The organism is Hymenobacter telluris, assembly GCF_017313265.1.
GTDB lineage: Bacteria > Bacteroidota > Bacteroidia > Cytophagales > Hymenobacteraceae > Hymenobacter > Hymenobacter telluris.
Genome location: NZ_JAFLQZ010000020.1, coordinates 18,494 through 36,499, shown reverse-complemented (window position 1 = coordinate 36,499; position 18,006 = coordinate 18,494). Strand labels below are relative to the sequence as shown.

The window sequence follows — 18,006 nt, the reverse complement described above, 5'->3', positions numbered from 1 at the left end:
CTTTCCCTCCCCCCCATGCGTCTTGTCGTTCGACTTCGTTTCTTTTTCTGGCTCGTTCTGCTGGCCAGCCCGCTACGGGCCGCGGACGTCCTGCCGCTGGCCGGGGAGTGGCGCTGCCGGCTCGACCCGCACGACGCGGGAGTGGCCGCGCGTTGGTTTGGCGCCCCCCTGCCTGATAAAGTGCGCCTGCCCGGCTCTCTGGCCGAAAGTAACTTAGGCGCCCCGATTTCCTTGCAAACCAAGTGGACGGCCACCATCTACGACAGCTCGTGGTTTTTCAACCCGCGCCTGGCCAAGTATCGCCAGCCCAACAACTTCAAGATTCCGTTCTGGCTGACGCCGGCCACCTACTACGTGGGCCCGGCCTGGTACCAGAAAACGGTGGACATTCCCGCGGCCTGGCGCGGCCGGCGGCTGGTGCTGTTTCTGGAGCGGGCCCACTTCACCACCCGCTTGTGGGTTGACAACCAGGAGATTGGGCAGCAGATTTCTTTGGTAGCCCCGCACGAATACAACTTAACTGCTGCGCTTACGCCTGGCCCGCATACGCTCACGGTGCGCGTGGATAACCGGCTGGAAACGATGAACGTGGGCCCCGACTCGCACAGCGTGTCCGACCACATTCAGGGCAACTGGAACGGGCTGATTGGCCGTTTGGAGCTACAGGCCGGGCCACCCGTTTTCCTGCAAAGCGTGCAGGTGTACCCCGATGTGACGCGCCAGCTGGCGCAGGTGAAACTGGTGGTGAAGAACACGTCCGCGAAAACGGTAGCGGGCAACGTGCAGCTCCAAGCGCAGGCGTTCAATACCGACACGCCGCACCAGGTAGCGCCGGCTACTGCACCATTCACCGCCAAACCCGGCGAAACCACGGTTGAGCTAACGCTACCGATGAGCGCGGCTGTGCAGCTCTGGGACGAATTTCATCCGGCGCTTTACCGCCTCTCGGCCATGCTGCAACCCAAGAAAGGCGTGGCCGACCAGCAGCAAGTGACGTTCGGGATGCGCGAAATGAAAGTGCAGGGCAACCGGCTGCTGGTTAATGGGCGGCCGGTGTTTCTGCGTGGCAACCTGCACAACGGCGAGTTCCCGCTGACGGGCTACCCCGCCACCGACGTACCCGCCTGGACGCGGGTGCTGACCGTGCTCAAGGAGTATGGTTTCAACCATGTGCGCTTCCATTCGTGGTGTCCGCCCGAGGCAGCCTTCGTGGCAGCCGACCAGCTCGGTTTCTACCTGCAACCCGAAGGCCCGAGCTGGCCCAACCACGGCACCTCGCTGGGCGACGGCAAACCCATCGACCAGTTCATCTACGACGAAACCACCCGCATGGCCACCGCCTACGGCAACCACGCTTCGTACTGCCTGCTGGCGGCCGGCAACGAGCCAGCGGGCCGCAACCAGGCCAAGTACCTGGCCGACTTCGTTAAGTTCTGGCAAACCCGCGACCCGCGCCGCCTCTACACGGGCGCCTCAGTGGCCATGAGCTGGCCGCTGGTGCCGGAAAATGAGTACATGATAAAATCGGGGGCGCGGGGCCTGCCCTGGGCGAAAGAGCGGCCCACCAGCACCTTCGATTATCGGGCGGCCATCGAGAAATTTCCCATGCCCTACGTGACGCACGAAATGGGCCAGTGGTGCGTATTCCCCGATTTCAAGGAAATCGACCAGTACACCGGCGTGTATAAGGCCCGTAACCTGGAGCTGTTCCGTGAGGACCTGGCCGACCACGGCATGGCTGACCAGGCGGAAGCATTTCTCCAGGCTTCGGGCAAGCTGCAACTGCTGTGCTACAAAAACGAAATTGAGGCCACGCTGCGCACGCCCGGCCTGGCCGGGTTTCAGTTGCTGGGGTTGCAGGATTTTCCGGGCCAGGGGACGGCGCTGGTGGGGGTGCTGAACCCGTTTTTCCGCGCCAAAGACTACGTGACGGCGGCGCAGTACCGGCGCTTTTGCCAGCCCACGGTGCCGCTGGCGCGCCTGCCGAAGTTTGTATTCACCAACAACGAAACCTTGGAGGCGGCGGCCGAGCTGTATCACTACGGCGCCGCGGCCTTGCCTTCAACGGCCCTCACCTGGACCATCAAGACCACCGCGGGCACCTTGGTAGCGCAAGGCAGCTTTGCTCCTACTGCTATTCCAACCGGTACCAACACCCCCCTGGGCACGGTGCGCCTGCCGCTGGCCTCCCTCACGCAAGCCACGCACCTGACGCTGGAAATTGCCGTGCCCGGCACGGCCATTGCCAACGACTGGAGTTTCTGGGTGTATCCGGCCCAACTGCCCGCCCTGCCCAAGTCAGACGTGTACGTGTGCACCCGCCTGGATGCGCAGGCCCGGCAGGTGCTGGCGCGGGGCGGCCGCGTTTTCCTGAATGCCGCCGGGCAGGTGGTGAAAGGCAAGGAAGTAGCCATGACGTTCACGCCGGTGTTCTGGAACACGTCGTGGTTTAAGATGCGGCCGCCGCACGTCACGGGCTTCGTTGTTGACCCTGCGCACCCGGCCCTTACCGATTTCCCCACCGATGCCCACAGCGACCTGCAATGGTGGGAAATCGTAAACCGGGCACAAGTGATGCACCTGGAGGACTTTCCGGCCGGCTTCCGCCCCATTGTGCAGCCCATCGACACCTGGTTTCTGAACCGCCGCCTGGCTTTGGTGCTGGAAGCGCGCGTGGGGCCGGGCCGCCTGCTGGTGTCCAGCGCCAACCTCTCGCCAACGGAAGACGCCCAGCGCCCGGCCGCCCGGCAGCTTTACTACAGCTTGTTGCGCTACGCCCAATCGGCGCAGTTCCAGCCCAAAGATGCCGTTGATTTCAACGTAGTGAAGGACCTGTTTGAAACGCCTTCCCGGGAGCAGTTCAGCACCTATACTAAGAACAGTCCGGATGAGCTGAAGCCCAAGCAAATCAATAATAAGTAACCCAGGCTGCGGGCTAGCAGCCTTACCCTTGGTGGGGCGGCACAGCGGCAGGCAGGGTCAAACAGTCCGCTTCTCGCGCTAGCTAAATAGCTGTCATTCCAATATCTTTAACAACTAACCTTGCTTCTGTACCATCTGAATCTGCCCTTTTCAGCGTGTATACTCCCGCCCCTTCCTACAACGAACAGCGCTACAACGAAGACCTGGCGCTGTGGCAGGCCTTTCGGGCGGGGCAGCAGCAGGCATTGGCCACCCTTTTCGACCGTTACGCGCAGCAGCTCTACTCCTACGGTCACCACATTATCGGCGACGAGGAAGTGGTGAAAGACGGCATCCAGACGGTATTTGTGAACCTGTGGGCCAGGCGAGAAAACCTGGCGCTGGAAGTATCGGTGAAGTTCTACCTCTACGGCAGCTTACGGCGGGAACTGCTTAAGTCGCGCAAGGAAACGCGCATGTGGGTGCATGGTCCGGCGCACCACGAGAATGAGCCCTCGATAGAGCAGCAGCTGGTAGCTTCCGAGGATGAGCACCAGCGGATTATCAAGCTGAGTGCTTCGCTGGGCTTACTGTCGGGCCGAGAAAAGGAAATCATCAACCTGAAGTACTTCAACAACTTCAAAATCAGGGAAATAGCCGGCTTATTGCAGCTCAATGAGCAAACCGTGTCCAACTTGCTGTACCGCGCCCTCCAAAAGCTGCGCCGCTCCTTCACTATCAGTTTGGCCCTGCTGCTTTTGCTGCCGGGCGTTTGAGCAGCGCCCGGCCGCTGCTTTGCAACCCGCACAGTGAGCCGCACAACACCCGATTAACTTATTGCGCAGGGCGGCTACGTGGCCCGAAAAGAGGGCTGCCTTGGCGGAAAAGCCGATTCATGGAAAAAAGTGAAAAAAATATGGGTGGCGCGTGGTAGAAAAACCAGGTGCCCCGCTCTTAGCTAGCAAAGGCCTCTAGTCCGGCATTACTTCTTCCGGATGATGGCCGCTACCTGATGCCCGGCCCCGACGATTACCTACATTTTTCTGCTGAAGAATTTGCCCAAGACGAGCACTTTGTTCGGTGGGTGCTCACGCCCGATGCAGCCACCGAAGCCTTTTGGCAGCAGTGGCTCACCACGTATCCATTTCAGCGCGACGAGGTGGAGCTGGCCCGCCACATGCTGCTGGCTTTGCACCAGCTACCTCAGGTGCGGCTGACAACCGACGAAAAGCAGGACCTGAAGCAGCGCATCTTCACTGAAATTGAGGCGCAACAGCTTCCTGCCCTTCCAGTAACTCAGCAGCGCCGCCGTGGCCTCTGGTATTGGGGTGCGGCGGCCGCACTTGTTTTTGCGCTGCTGGGGGGCTGGCAGCTGTGGCAGACGCGGCAGGCCGGGGCTGCCTCGTACGAAAGCCTGCTGGCGGCGGCGCAGCAGGTGCAGGCCCTGAAGGAAGTAACCAATACCAGCGCCACCCTGCACCTAGTGAACTTACCCGATGGCAGCTCGGTGCTGTTGCGCCCGCACAGCCGGCTGGCGTTTCCGGCCCAGTTTACGGGGCGCAACCGGACGGTGTATTTGAAAGGCGACGCGTTTTTTGAAGTGGCCAAAAATCCGGAACGCCCCTTCTTTGTCACTACGGCGCACGTGGTAACCAAAGTCCTCGGGACCAGCTTCGAGGTGCAGGCCCAACCTGAGGCGCCCAACGTGGTAGTAACCGTGAAAACCGGCCGCGTATCGGTGTACCCCCGCGAAAGTGAGCAGGCGCAACTAGCAACCCAGACGCGCAAGCTGGAAGGCTTTGTGCTGGCACCCAACCAGCAAGCTACTTATCGCCTCAAAGACCAAAAGCTTCTCCGCTCCCTGGTACCGCAGCCCGCTTTGCAGCCGGGCACTCCGCGGGCAGTAGCCTTCGACTACGTGGACACTCCCATCCGCAAGGTGTTTGCGGACATCGAACAGGCTTACAACGTGGACATTGTGTACGATGAAGCCACGCTGAGCAACTGCCCGATTACGGCTTCCCTCAACGATGAACCGCTGTTCGAGAAACTGAACCTGCTGTGCAAGGCAGTGCGGGCCAACTACGAAGTGCTGGACACGCAAATTGTTGTGACTGGCTCCGGCTGCCAGTAACCCCTTTTTTCTCTGTGTTGCTATGACCTGACTCTCCTCGTTTTCGCGCAAAAAAGGCCGGTGAAGTTCGTACCTCCCTCGGCCTCTGCACGCCGCCGCATCCGGCCAGATGGCGACGCCTATTCTCCCCAAAAATCCCCCAAAAATATGGCTAATACTTTACCCTCCCGGGTTCGGCTGGGGCTATCCGCCCCATTCTTATGCCTGACTTGGTCGTTGCTGCCACTTCAGGCAGGTGGTGCCAGCTTGCTTCCGCAGCAGCAGGAAATTCTTTCCCGAACTATCAGCCTAGAAATCAACAACCTGGAGCTGAAAACCGCACTGGCGCGCATCAGCCAGCAGGCCGATGTGAAGTTTGTGTACAGCTCCCGGATAGTGGACGCGCACCGAAAAGTGACCCTGCAAGTGCAGCAGCAGCAGCTGGCCACGGTGCTTACGCAGCTATTTGCCCCGCTCAACCTGGCGTATGAAGTTCTGAAAGGGCAGGTGGTTATCAGCCGCGCTGCCGCAACGGGAGCCACCACGCCGGGGGCCGGCACTTCTGCCGACGTGAGCGTAACCGGGCGGGTAGTGGATGAAAAAGGAGCGGGCCTGCCGGGCGTGACGGTGGTAGTGAAAGGCACTACGCAAGGCACTTCTACGGATGGCAACGGCAATTTCACGCTGGCAGTACCCAGCGGCAGCACCTTGATTTTCAGCTCGATTGGGTTTGTAGCCCAGGAAGTACCCGTGACGGGGGCCACGCTGAACGTGGTGCTGGTGGAAAACACAAAAGCCCTCGACGAGGTAGTGGTCATCGGGTACGGCACCGTGAAAAAGCGCGACCTGACCGGCGCGGTGTACTCGGTGAAGTCCGACGACATTGTGAAAACGCCGACGCACAACGCGGTGGAAGCATTGCAGGGCCGCGTGCCGGGCGCCGACATCACCCGCACGTCGGGGGCCGCGGGGTCGGGTACCAACATCGTGATTCGCGGCAACCGGTCGATTGACAACCAGGGCACCGGCCAGGTGGGCCTCAATAAGAACGGACCGCTGGTGGTGATTGATGGGTACCAGGGCGGCGACATCAGTGACCTGAACCCCAACGACATTGAGAGTATAGAGGTGCTGAAAGATGCCTCCTCAACGGCTATTTACGGGGCGCTGGGCGCCAACGGGGTGCTTATTGTAACCACTAAGCGCGGCGCCGCCGGCAAGGTGCAAGTGGACTACAGCGGCTACTACGGCGTGAACGACTACCAGTTTCCGGCCTCGCGCATCGGGGCCGACTACGTGGCCCTGCGCCGCGAAGCTTGGCGCACCACCGGTGACTGGAACAGCCCGGCCGATGACGCCCGCATTTTTCCTGACCCCGGCGAGTACGATGCCGTGCAGAACGGGCAGTTTGTGGACTGGGTGGACCTGGTGAAGCGCCGCGGCAGCCAGCAAAGCCACGCCGTATCGTTGCGCGGCGGCTCCGACAAAACCAAGGTGTTCAGCTCGTTGGGCTACTTTCGGGAGGAGGGCATGCTGCGCAACAACGACTACAACCGCTACAACGCCCGCCTGAACGTCGACCAGACCATCAGCAAAATAGTGAAGGTGGGGCTGATGAGCCAGGTGAATTACTACAAGCAAGACAACCGGCAGAATCCGCTGGGGCAAGCCACGCAGCTTAGCCCGCTGGGCTTGGCCTACAACGAGGCCGGCGAAATCAACCAGTACCCTATTGCCGCCGACCAAACGCGGGTGAGCCCACTAGCCGACGAGCGGGGGCCGTACGTGGCCCGCGACAACACCATTCGCACCAATGTTATTGCCAACGGCTACCTCGAAGTAACGCCGCTTAAAGGCTTGAGCTTCCGCTCGAACTTTGGTACCAACCTCGACTTCCGGCGGCGCGGCATTTACAACGACCGTACTTCGCTGTTTTCGGCCAACAACCGCACAGCCGTGGCCTCGACGGAAAACGTTTTCAGTCGGTTCATGAACTGGGATAATATCCTGACTTACAGCCGCGAAATAGGCAAGCATTCGGTGGCGCTGACCGGCATTACCAGCTACATCCGCAGCGACGTGGACAACTCCTACGCCAGCGGCACCAACCAGCTGCTGGCCTCCCAGCTGTTCTACGACCTGAACTCGACCAGCACGGCCGTTACGCGTACCCTTCGCTCACCCAACGGCGCGCCGTACACGGGCTCGGAAAACATGGCGTACGCGGCACGCCTCAACTACAGCTTTGCCGGCAAATACCTGTTTACGGTGAGTGGCCGCTACGATGGGGCCTCGCGCCTCGCGCCCGGCAACAAGTGGGACTTTTTTCCCTCGGTGGCCGTAGGCTGGAATGTGTCGGATGAGGCGTTTCTGCACGATGCCAGCTGGCTTTCCCAACTGAAGCTGCGGGCCAGCTACGGGGTGTCGGGCAACTACTCCATTTCGCCCTACGGCACCCAGAGCGTGCTGGCGGCCAGCTCGCGCATGAGCTTTGGCGAGGTACCCGCGCAGTTCTACCAGTTTCAGCCCACCGTGGGCAACCCTGATTTGGGCTGGGAAAAATCGGCAAACCTGAACCTGGGCCTCGACCTGGGCTTGTTTGATAACCGCCTGACGGCCACGATAGACGGCTACAACACCAACACCTCGGATATTCTGCTGCTGCGGCCACTGCCTATTTCTTCGGGTGTAACGCAGGTGTACCAGAACATTGGGGCCACCCAAAACCGGGGCATCGAGCTGGCCATTACCTCGCAGAACATTGTTACTGAAAAGCTGAAATGGTCTAGCACGCTCACCTTCAGTCGCAACCGCGAGAAAATCACCAAGCTCATCGACGGCCGCGACATTATCGGTACCAGCAACCCGGAAGTCACTTCGCTGCTGCTGGGCCGGCCCATCAACTCGTTTTATTCGTACCAGAAGCTGGGCATCTGGCAAACCAACGAGGCCGATGTGGCAGCGCAATACAAGATTGGCAACTACACCTTTCAGCCCGGCGACATCAAGCTCGCGGACCTGAACGGCGACCTGACCTTCAACGCCAGCGACCAGGCCTACATCGGCTCGACGGTGCCCAAGTGGGTGGCCGGCCTGCAAAACACCATCAGCTACCGCGGCTTCGACCTGAGCATGCTGGCTTTGGCCCGCTACGGGCAGTTCATCAACGCGCAGTTTCTGGGGCGCTACAACCCTTCGGGCAGCGGCAACGGCCCGTCTATTATCAACTACTGGACGCCCGAAAACCCCACCAACGACTTTCCGCGCCCGCGCCGGGGTACCACCCTCAGCTCGTACCAGGGCTACACGGGCTACCAGGCGCTGAACTTTGTGGATGGCTCATTCTTCAAAATCCGGACGCTGACGCTGGGCTATAACCTACCCAAAACCATTGCCAACAAGGCCCTACTGGCGAATGCCCGCGTGTATGTCACGGGGTCCAACCTGCTGCTTATCACCAAGAGCGACTTGATAAAAGACTACGACCCCGAGCGCGGCGGCGACGAATCGACGCCGCTGAGCCGACAGATTGTGGTGGGCCTGAATCTGGGTTTTTAACGACTTCTTTCCAATCCGACGATGAAATTTTCACTAACAAAGCGCATCGGGCTGGTAATAGCCGCCGGTACCCTAGGCCTGACCGCCTGCAACGACCTGGAAGAATACAACCCCTCCAATGCCACCGCCGACACCGTGTGGAGTACGCCGGAAGGCTTTGTTACGGTGGTGAACGGGGCCTACTCGGAGCAGCGCTCCTGGTACGGCAAGGAAGACGGCGAGTTCATGGCCGAATCGGGCACCGATTTGTGGTTCAACCGCGACAAAAACACCTACGCCGGCCAGCTCACCCAGTATGCCGGCCTGACGCCCTTGCAAGGCAACCCCAACCGCGCCGCCTGGGTGCTGCTCTGGAAATCCATTAACCTGTGCAACGCGGGCATCAACCGCATTGGGGAGGCTGGCTTCACCAACACCGAGGAGCGCAACCGCCGCGAAGGCGAACTGCGCTTTCTGCGGGCCTTTTACTACTGGCACCTGGTGGAAACCTACGGCGGAGTAATGCTGCGCACCGAGGAAACCAAAGAGCCCGTACTAACGGCCACGCGCAGCTCGGTACCGGAGTTTTACAACCTGATAATCAGTGACCTGGAATTTGCGGCGGCCAACCTGCCCGTGAGTTGGGGCAACGAGTACAGCCGGGCCTCGCGCAAATCGGCGCTGGGTTTTCTGGCCCGGGCCTGCCTGTCACGGGCGTACTACAGCACCGGCAACGAGGCGCAGCAGTATTTCACGAGGGCGCGCGACGCGGCCAACGACGTGATTAACCGCAAGAGCGAGCTGCGCGTGGACCTGCGCCCCAACTATGCCGACCTCTGGAACCCGGCCAACAACAAAACGCTGGGCCGCGACGGGGGCGAGGCGCTGTACGTGGTCAGCAATTCGGTGAACATCGGGCTGAACTACGACGACAACGGCAACCGCCTGTTCCACGTCTTCCAGACCCAGTACAGCAACAAGCCCGGCCTGGAAGCTACCCTGAACTACGGCTACGAAAACAACCGCCGCCTGATGCCCACGCTCACGCTGCTCGACCTCTACGACGAAGTGCGCGACAGCCGCTACGACGGCTCGTTTCAGGAGGTGTGGCTGGCCACCCGGGCTTACACCTGGACTGCCGCCGACGCCAACACCTATTCCAAAGACCCCTCGGTGGTGGGCCGCCAGATTCGGGTGGGCGACACGGCCATGGTCATTACCAAGCGCGCCATTCCCGGCAAGCGCACCAAAAACTACGTGGTGTACGACCGGGACGATGTGTACCTGCCGAACCGCACCATCCGCAACGGCATGAACTTCGTGACGCTCCGCAAGTTTCAGGACCCCGACCGCGCCGCTGCCAACGTGCAGGCCGGCACCAAAGACGTGGTGGTGATGCGCCTGGCCGAGATGTACCTGATTTCGGCGGAGGCTGAAAACCGGCTGGGAAATAACGCCGCCGCGGCCGCCATGGTGAACGTGCTGCGCACCCGCGCCGCCAAGAAAACGCCCGTAAACTACACCGCCGCCCTCCAAGTAACGGCCGCCGACATTACGCCGGACTTCATTCTCAACGAGCGGGCCCGCGAGTTTGCGGGCGAAAACATCCGCTGGTTTGATGTGAAGCGCATGAAAGACGGCCCGAGCTTCGTGAGCTACATCAAGCAGCGCAACCCCGACATTACGCAGGTGCAGGACTTCCACCGGTTGCGGCCCATCCGGCAGGAAGAGTTGAACTCCTTGCTGAACGGAACCGAGTTTGGGCAGAACCCAGGCTATTAATTTGTTGCCTGCAAAGCGCAAGGCATTGCACAGAATTGCCGTTTTACTTTTTCCTTTATGCCGCCTGTTTTGCTGGCCACCGACGCGCCCCAGATTTTGGCCTGCTGGCCCGTGCTGCACCTATTGCGGCCACAATTACAACACCATACTTTCCTGGCCCAAATCCAGCGGATGCAGCAGAGCGGCTACCACCTGGCCTACATCGAGTCCGATGGCGTAGTGGTAGCCACCATGGGCTTCCGCTACCTCGAGCAACTGAACGCCAGCACCCTCTATATCGACGACCTGGCAACGCTGCCAGCGGCACAGAACAACGGCTACGCCAGCCACCTGCTCGACTACGCCACCGAACTAGCCCGGACGCTCCGGCTGGAAGGCGTGGCCCTTGCCTCGGGGTTTTCTCAGGCAGTGGCCCAGCGGCTGTATCTGCGCAAGGGGTTTCGGCCACTGGCTTTTCATTATTATCATCCCCTCAATGATTTGCAATAAGTACCTGGCTTGTGCGGCTTTGTGCCGAAACAGGCCGGGGCGCGTACAGCACCTGCTGGGCTTGTGTAGCAGATAAATTTCAGCCAACCGACAACAAGGCCCGGCCGGAGCATTTCCGGCTGGGCCTTGCTGGTTTACGGCGGCCACTACTTGGCGTCAGTTCGTAGGCAAAAGCTGACTATCCGGCCTAAAGCACCAGGCAGCTCACCCTGCCTTAGGCGCTGCTGATGCGCCCGTTTAGCCTTAAAATACCCTAAATCTGCTACTCTTGCGGCGGGCACGACACATTGCCCAACAGTTCCCGTATGACTAGGTAGCACCTGCTTTTGCCTCCTGTTATGCCCGATGAATTACAGCCGCTGCTCCCCACGGGAGCAACTGTGCCCAACTGTGAACTACCCGATGGCACGCGCCTGCATGAGTTGCGCGGCCAGCCGGTTGTGCTGGCTTTTGCTTCCATTGACTGGAACCCGGCCCAGGTGTACCAGAGCGAAATTTTCACGCGCCTGCTGCAAGAATTTGATGCCGGCATTTCTTCCCTCGAAGCCCGCACTACCACGTGGCACTCCCTCGACTGGCACAGTGAAGCAGCCACGCAGCTCGGAGTAACGGGCCAGCGGGCATTGTTGCTGCTTGATGAACAAGGGGTACTGCGCTGGCAAACAACGGTAACTCCAGGCCAGGAAATACGCCCCGGCCAGGTATTGGCGGCCCTGGAAGCCTTGCGCCCGCCCATGTCAGTAACAGGTGAGGCCCCGGCAGCTGCCGGTGGCGTATCGCGCCGCACCTTCCTAACGGCCACGCTGGCGGCATCGGCTTTGCTATTGCTGGTGGGAGCCAGCACCGCGGCCGAGCCGGTTGCGGCCACCAAAAACCACCCGCCCATGCTGCCGACCCCGCCCGCCGATACCGTACCGATTACCCTGACCATCAACGGCAAAACGCACCGCCTGGAAGTGGAGCCGCGCGTGGCGTTGCTGGATGCCCTGCGCGAAAACCTCCACCTGACCGGCACCAAAAAAGGCTGCGACCATGGCCAGTGCGGAGCCTGCACCGTGCATCTTGATGGGCAAAGTGCCTTGTCGTGCCTGACGCTGGCGGTGATGGGTGAAGGCCGGCAAATTACTACCATCGAAGGGCTGGCCCAGGGCGACGACCTCCACCCGGTGCAGGCTGCGTTTGTGAAGCACGATGCGTTCCAGTGCGGCTACTGCACGCCGGGCCAGATTATGGCCGCCGCCGCGCTGGTGCAAGACAAACAGAAACGCTCGGCCGCCGAAATCCGGGAGGCCATGAGCGGCAACCTCTGCCGATGCGCGGCCTACCCCAATATTATTGCCGCCATTCAGGAAACCCAAACCGCCTAGCGCCCGCCCATGTACCCTTTCCAATACCAACGTGCTACCACCCCTGAGCAGGCTGTTGCGGCCGTAGCCAAGGTTTCGGGCGCCGCTTTTGTGGCCGGCGGCACTTCCCAACTCGATTTGATGAAGGAAGACGTGCTGCGCCCTAGCTTACTGGTAGATGTGTCGCCGCTGCCGCTGAAAACCATCAGTGCCTTCGAAGGCGGGCTGCGGCTGGGTGCGGGCGTATCGAATACCGCGGCGGCTATTCACCCCGAGGTGCAGGCCCGCTACCCCGCCGTGAGTGAGGCACTGTTGGCCGGCGCTTCCACCCAGATCCGTAACATGGCCAGCATGGGCGGCAACCCCTTACAACGCACCCGCTGCCCCTACTTCCGCGACCCGGCCCAACCCTGCAACAAGCGGGAGCCCGGCACCGGCTGCGCGGCGCTCAAAGGTCTCAACCGCGTGCACGCCATCTTCGGGGCTTCCACTGCCTGCGTAGCCACCCACCCCAGCGACCTGGCCGTAGCTCTTGCCGCGCTGGATGCCCAAGTGCAGGTAACCGGCCCCGGTGGCACCCGCACTATTGCCTTCCCCGACCTGCACCGCCTGCCCGGTGACACGCCGCAGCAGGATACCACTCTGGTTCCCGGTGAGCTAATTACCAGCATCGATTTACCGTCATTCACGGGCCGCTCGCACTACCTGAAAGTGCGCGAGCGGGCGAGTTATGCCTTTGCCCTGGTGTCGTGCGCGGTGGCGCTGGAAATGGATGGCAAGAAAATCAGGCGGGCACGGGTGGCGCTGGGTGGTGTGGCGCACAAGCCCTGGCGCGTGCCAGCCGCCGAAGCCCTGTTGGCCGGCAAAAAGCCCTCCGAGAAGCTCTTTCGGGCCGCTACTGAAGTGGCTTTTGCCGATGCCAAACCACTCGAGCACAACGCTTATAAACTGACGATGGGCCGCAACCTCATGCTGCGGGCTCTACTGGAAACCAGCGGCTTACAGCCTTTGCAAGGCCCCGCGGGCACGGCCTTCGCCGCCAGCGTGGGCGGAGTAGGCGGCGAATAATTGGTGGCTAGTAGCTGATGGCTGTCGGCTGTTGGCTTTTATGCACAAGCAGCCAGAAAATAGACCTGAACGAAAAGCTAACAGCCAACTGCTACTAGCGAACAGCTTATAAAAAATGGTAGAAGCAACCGGAACCCCCCTCGACCGAGTAGATGGTCGCTTGAAAGTAACCGGCGCGGCGCGCTACAGTGCCGAGTGGGACGTGCCAGGGCTCACCTACGGCGCCATCGTGACTAGCACCGTAGCCCACGGTACCGTGCGCGCTATTGATAGCACGGCGGCCTTGCGCGCACCGGGCGTGCTAACTGTACTCACCCACGAAAACGCCCCGCGTCTCCAACCTTTCCCCGAAAAAGTGAACGGCTCCCTGTTTCGGGGGGAAGGCGGCATAACGGAAACCCGCCAACCCTTGCAGGATGCCAACGTGGAATACGCCGGGCAGCCCCTGGCCGTAGTGGTAGCCGACACCTTGGAACGAGCCCGCCACGCCGCCAGCTTAGTGCGCGTTACCTACGAGCAACGCCCCCCCGAACTGAATATAACCGCTTCCAGCCGCCGCACACTCCCCGAAACCTTCACCGGCAACAAGGAAGAGAAGCTACAAGTAACCGTAGGCGACCCTAAAGTAGCCCTGGCCGCGGCCCCCGTGAAGCTAGAGCAAGTCTACGAGTCGGCCATTACCCACCACAACCCCATCGAGCAGCTAGCCAGCATTGCCCGCTGGGAAACGCGCAACGGAAGCGAGTTTCTGACCCTTTACGACACCACCCGCGGCGTGGAGAACATGCAGGAAGTGGTGTCGAATTCGTTGAGCGTGCCCAAGGAGAACGTGCACGTTATCTGCCCGTTTATTGGGGGAGCATTTGGCTCGAAAGGCTGGTTGTTTGCCCCACCCCTGCTCACGGCTATGGCAGCACGGGTAGCCAAACGCCCCGTGAAAATCGAGTGGCGGCGGCAGGATATGTTTGCCGTGGCCGGCCAGCGCGCTGCCACCCGCCAGACCCTCAGCCTGGGGGCCACCCGCGACGGAAAGCTCACGGCTTTGCAACACGACACGCAAACGCATTCTTCGCAGTCGAGTGGTTACACCGAGCCCTGTGCCCGGGTTTCGCGGATGATGTATGCGGTGCCCAACCTTGGCTTCGCGCACCAGCTCAGCCACTTGCACTTGCCCTCGCCCTGCCCCATGCGTGGCCCCGGCGAAACCGTGGGCGGCTGGGCCCTGGAATGCGCCATGGACGAGCTGGCCGCTGAGCTGAACCTGGACCCCGTAGAGCTGCGCCTGCGCAACTACGCCGAGACAAACCCGGAAACCGGTAAGCCCTGGAGCAGCAAGCACCTGCGCGAGTGCTACGCCCGCGGCCAGGAGCTAATTGGCTGGAGCAAGCGCAACCCCAAGCCGCGCTCCATGCGCGAGGGCAACACCCTCATTGGCTATGGCATGGCTACTACTATGTACCCCGCCGCCCGCCGCCCCGCCGAAGCCAAAGCCACCCTGTTTGCCGACGGCCGCGCCTTGGTGCAGAGTGCCACCCACGAGCTGGGCAACGGCGCCTACACCATCTTCCGCCAAATCAGTGCCGACGGGTTGGCCCTACCGGTGGAGCGGGTGCGCTTCGAGCTGGGCGACTCGGCCTTACCAAACGCGCCCACCAGCGGCGGCTCGGCCACTACTGCCACCATCGGGCCGGCCGCCCTGGCCGCTTGCCGCAACGTGCTGGGCGCCCTCAAGCGCCTCGCCATTCGGGATGCGCAGTCGCCGCTGTATGGGGCCACGGAGGATGCGCTGGAGGCCCGCGACGGGCGGCTGGTCCGCAAAGCAGCTCCTACGCAGGGCGAAGAGTACGGCACGATTCTGCGCCGCGCCAAATTGCCTTCGCTGGAAGCCAGTGGCGAAGCCAAGCCCGGCGACGAGCGAGAAAAATATTCGTTTTACTCGTTCGGGGCGGTGTTTGTGAAGGTGCGCGTAGATGAGCTGACTGGCACCATCCGACTGGCCCAACTATGCGCGGTGTACGACGTGGGCCGGCTGATGAACCCCAAAACGGCGCACTCGCAAATCATCGGGGGCGTGTCTATGGGCCTGGGTGCTACCCTGATGGAGGAAACCCACTACGACCAGCAGAACGGCCGCGCCGTGGTGCGCAACCTCGCCGACTACCACGTGCCCAGCATGGCCGACACCCCCAATATTCAGGTGGAGTGGCTCAACATCCCCGACCCGCACATCAGTGAACTGGGTGCGCGTGGCATCGGCGAAATAGGCTGCGTGGGTACGCCGGCGGCCATTACCAATGCGGTGTATCACGCCACTGGCCGGCGTTTCCGCTCCTTGCCCCTCACCCCCGACAAAGTGCTACCAACCTAATTGCAAGGCTGGTAGGGTTATACGTCAGGCAGTTGTTACTATTCTTCTATCCAGCAGATCCAGAATGGTAGCGTCCGTTTCGGCGTCAAACTTTCGGGCAAATAGCTTGTCCTCCGGCTGGTTCAGCAGTTCCTTGAGGTCGTTCCTATCGAAAGTAACGGGCAGCGTCACGCCGGGCCTTTCCCAGTTGATGTACGTCACAGTAGGCTGCACCAGTTCGTTACCGTCTGCATGAAGCAACTGCCGGATGATGCTTTGCAGCGCAATTTCGTCTGGCAAGAGTGTGTACCGATGATAGAGCAAATAGTCGGTATGCTGTTCCAGAAAAGTCAAAACCTGTGCTGCCGTTTCCACCGGAATTGCCCACCACTGACTGCCTCCAACTGGCCGGATGTAGTGGGGGAAACTCCTTTTCTTCAGCAGTACTTTAATGTTGATCCTACGTTGCAGGAGCTTTTTAATGTTGTAAACATGATAAATCCAGTTGCGCGAGAAATCCTTCGATAAAACAGGAGGCACCACTACGTAATCCTGCCGGCCTTCCGAAAGATTGAACTTGTAGTGTTCTATCCTATCCAAGCCGCCATGGTCCCAGTGCAGATTGGGCAAGGCAGAGGCATCCATAAAGCTGGCACCTTGGTTCTGGGTCAGGTACTGCGCTATGTGCTGGTTGGATTTCAGAGGGTAGTCCTGACCGCTCAGCAGAACGCAATAGCCACTGCGCTGGTCTGCTACAATTTGCCGCAACGCGTGAATGGTAGCTTGCACAATCCCAACGTCGCCCCAGGTGCCTTTTTCCCGGGTTTCTATAAACCGGCAATTCTTAACAGCCTGCAACCGCCTTTCGAAGGGTTCCTGCTCGGTGTTCTTATCTATGTGAATGTAGAAGGTAGTGCCTTCCGTACTCAAGGTATGTACCAGCCGCTCTACCTGCGCAGGATTTTTGTGCGCCAATATGATGTAGTTGATGTCCATGCGTTGTTCGAAGCAGTAAGCCCGTAAGCTTTGCTAAGATATAACTTGCCTCAAACATAGAAAATATATAATTATAACCTATTCCTGTTCAGCTAGCGCCTGCATCTGATTTTACCAGCACGCCCTCTACTGCCGTACTGCCCAACTGCCACTAACAGAACACAGCCACGCAACCGACGCAACCTTGTCACTACAACCCTGTTACTTTCGGCGGGCCGCCGCGAAGAACGCCTGCACGCCGCTCCGGCCGCTGTCCATGAGCTGCTGCTTTTGGGCATCGGAAACGCGCTTAATTTTAGGATTGAAGCCCAGTGTGCTGATGCTCACCGTGCGGGCCCAATCTTCGGGGTGCGGGGCGTTCAGGGTTTCGATGGCCACGGTGTAGAGCGCGCCCATGTAGGAGCCAAAATCCTGAATCTGGTAGGGTGCCAGCTGCCGCCGGCCGCCGGGCTGGGTGTCGTAGGCAATCTGCTCGGCCCTATCCAGGCGCAAGCCCAGGGTTTCGGGGTTGAGTACGGGGCCAGCCGCTGGCCGCATACCAGCGGCTGTTGCACTCAGGTAGCGGACATCATCGAACAGGTTGATGGGGTAATTGGCCAGTAGGCCGCCATCTACCAGCACCTCCACTTCCTGGCCTTTGGCGGGTTGGCGCACTACGTGGCCCTGCCTATCGAGCAGCACGGCCCGGAAATACAGCGGAATACTCATGCTGATGCGCACGGCGTCGGCCACGCGCATGTCGGGGTGGGTTTCGTAGCTGAACACCTGCACGCGCTGGGTGGTGAGGTTGGTGCCGGTGGTGTACAGGTCGCGGTAGCGGGTGGGCTGGGTTTCAGTTAGGGCGTGCAGCTGGCCGAGCGTGAGGTTGGGGTTCTGGGTTTTGCGCTGCACCAGCTCGCCGAGGTACTTCGTGAACTGGTCGCCGCGGTACCAGCCGTACTGCTTCACCAGCCGGGTACTGCCCCCAAAGAAAATCAGGCGGCCATCGTTAAGGCGCTGCACGGGCGTGTGGTTCACCACGTCGATAATCTCCTGCGGCGAGTAGCCCACCGCCAGCAGGGCTGCCTGAATGGCCCCCGCCGACGTGCCCCCCACCCGCCGGATGCCCGCCAGCACCCCCTGCTTTTCCAGCTCGGCCAGCGCCCCGCCGTAGGCAATACCCCGGATGCCGCCGCCTTCCATCACCAGGTTGCGGTACACCACTGCCGGTTTAGGAGAAGCAACCTGCGCCGGTAAACCTAGGGGCAACAGACAGAACATCAGGCACACTGCAAGGTGCCGAAGCAGTGAAATAGGCATAAGCGCAGAAAGAATAGCAAGACACAGGGAAGGTACTATTTCCGTAGAAGAGGTTGCAGCCTACCCCACTACGAAACCGTTTGGTCCCGTTATCTTTGCGGCCCCCATCTTCACCCAACCCCCGTTCC

General features: G+C 60.7%; 11 protein-coding genes. 9 read left to right on the top strand and 2 right to left on the bottom strand.

Features of this window, described 5'->3' with window-relative positions:
- Nucleotides 1-15: 15 nt before the first annotated feature.
- The 9 genes from J0X19_RS21475 to J0X19_RS21435 all read left to right on the top strand — a co-directional run bounded on the left by J0X19_RS21475 (nucleotide 16) and on the right by J0X19_RS21435 (nucleotide 15,604).
- On the top strand, nucleotides 16-2,922 hold the full coding sequence (locus J0X19_RS21475) for an exo-beta-1,4-galactosidase (RefSeq protein ID WP_206986472.1): 2,907 nt from the start codon (nucleotides 16-18) through the stop codon (nucleotides 2,920-2,922).
- 155 nt (nucleotides 2,923-3,077) lie between these two features.
- Nucleotides 3,078-3,677 (top strand): RNA polymerase sigma factor, encoded by a 600-nt coding sequence (locus J0X19_RS21470; RefSeq protein ID WP_206986471.1) that lies wholly within the window; start codon nucleotides 3,078-3,080, stop codon nucleotides 3,675-3,677.
- 236 nt (nucleotides 3,678-3,913) lie between these two features.
- The gene (locus J0X19_RS21465; RefSeq protein ID WP_206986470.1) at nucleotides 3,914-5,035 is read left to right on the top strand and encodes a FecR family protein; all 1,122 of its coding nucleotides are present in this window, start codon (nucleotides 3,914-3,916) and stop codon (nucleotides 5,033-5,035) included.
- A gap of 147 nt (nucleotides 5,036-5,182) precedes the next feature.
- Nucleotides 5,183-8,572, top strand: coding sequence for a SusC/RagA family TonB-linked outer membrane protein (locus J0X19_RS21460; protein WP_206986469.1), 3,390 nt, complete (start codon nucleotides 5,183-5,185; stop codon nucleotides 8,570-8,572).
- Nucleotides 8,573-8,593: 21 nt separating this feature from the next.
- Complete coding sequence (locus tag J0X19_RS21455; RefSeq protein ID WP_206986468.1) at nucleotides 8,594-10,333, top strand: RagB/SusD family nutrient uptake outer membrane protein; 1,740 nt, start codon at nucleotides 8,594-8,596, stop codon at nucleotides 10,331-10,333.
- 57 nt (nucleotides 10,334-10,390) lie between these two features.
- Nucleotides 10,391-10,822 carry a GNAT family N-acetyltransferase gene (locus J0X19_RS21450; protein WP_206986467.1) on the top strand — a complete coding sequence of 144 codons (432 nt, stop codon included), beginning with the start codon at nucleotides 10,391-10,393 and terminating at the stop codon, nucleotides 10,820-10,822.
- Between the two features lie 338 nt (nucleotides 10,823-11,160).
- Nucleotides 11,161-12,189, top strand: coding sequence for a 2Fe-2S iron-sulfur cluster-binding protein (locus J0X19_RS25175; protein ID WP_307788500.1), 1,029 nt, complete (start codon nucleotides 11,161-11,163; stop codon nucleotides 12,187-12,189).
- Nucleotides 12,190-12,198: 9 nt separating this feature from the next.
- Complete coding sequence (locus tag J0X19_RS21440; RefSeq protein WP_206986466.1) at nucleotides 12,199-13,236, top strand: FAD binding domain-containing protein; 1,038 nt, start codon at nucleotides 12,199-12,201, stop codon at nucleotides 13,234-13,236.
- A 115-nt stretch (nucleotides 13,237-13,351) separates the two neighbouring features.
- The gene (locus J0X19_RS21435; protein WP_206986465.1) at nucleotides 13,352-15,604 is read left to right on the top strand and encodes a xanthine dehydrogenase family protein molybdopterin-binding subunit; all 2,253 of its coding nucleotides are present in this window, start codon (nucleotides 13,352-13,354) and stop codon (nucleotides 15,602-15,604) included.
- A 24-nt stretch (nucleotides 15,605-15,628) separates the two neighbouring features.
- Here J0X19_RS21435 and J0X19_RS21430 read toward each other — a convergent pair whose 3' ends face one another.
- Both J0X19_RS21430 and J0X19_RS21425 read right to left on the bottom strand, forming a co-directional pair.
- Nucleotides 15,629-16,579, bottom strand: a complete 951-nt coding sequence (locus tag J0X19_RS21430) for a beta-1,6-N-acetylglucosaminyltransferase (RefSeq protein WP_206986464.1) — start codon at nucleotides 16,577-16,579, stop codon at nucleotides 15,629-15,631.
- A 201-nt stretch (nucleotides 16,580-16,780) separates the two neighbouring features.
- Complete coding sequence (locus J0X19_RS21425) at nucleotides 16,781-17,878, bottom strand: patatin-like phospholipase family protein (protein ID WP_206986463.1); 1,098 nt, start codon at nucleotides 17,876-17,878, stop codon at nucleotides 16,781-16,783.
- Nucleotides 17,879-18,006 lie beyond the last annotated feature (128 nt).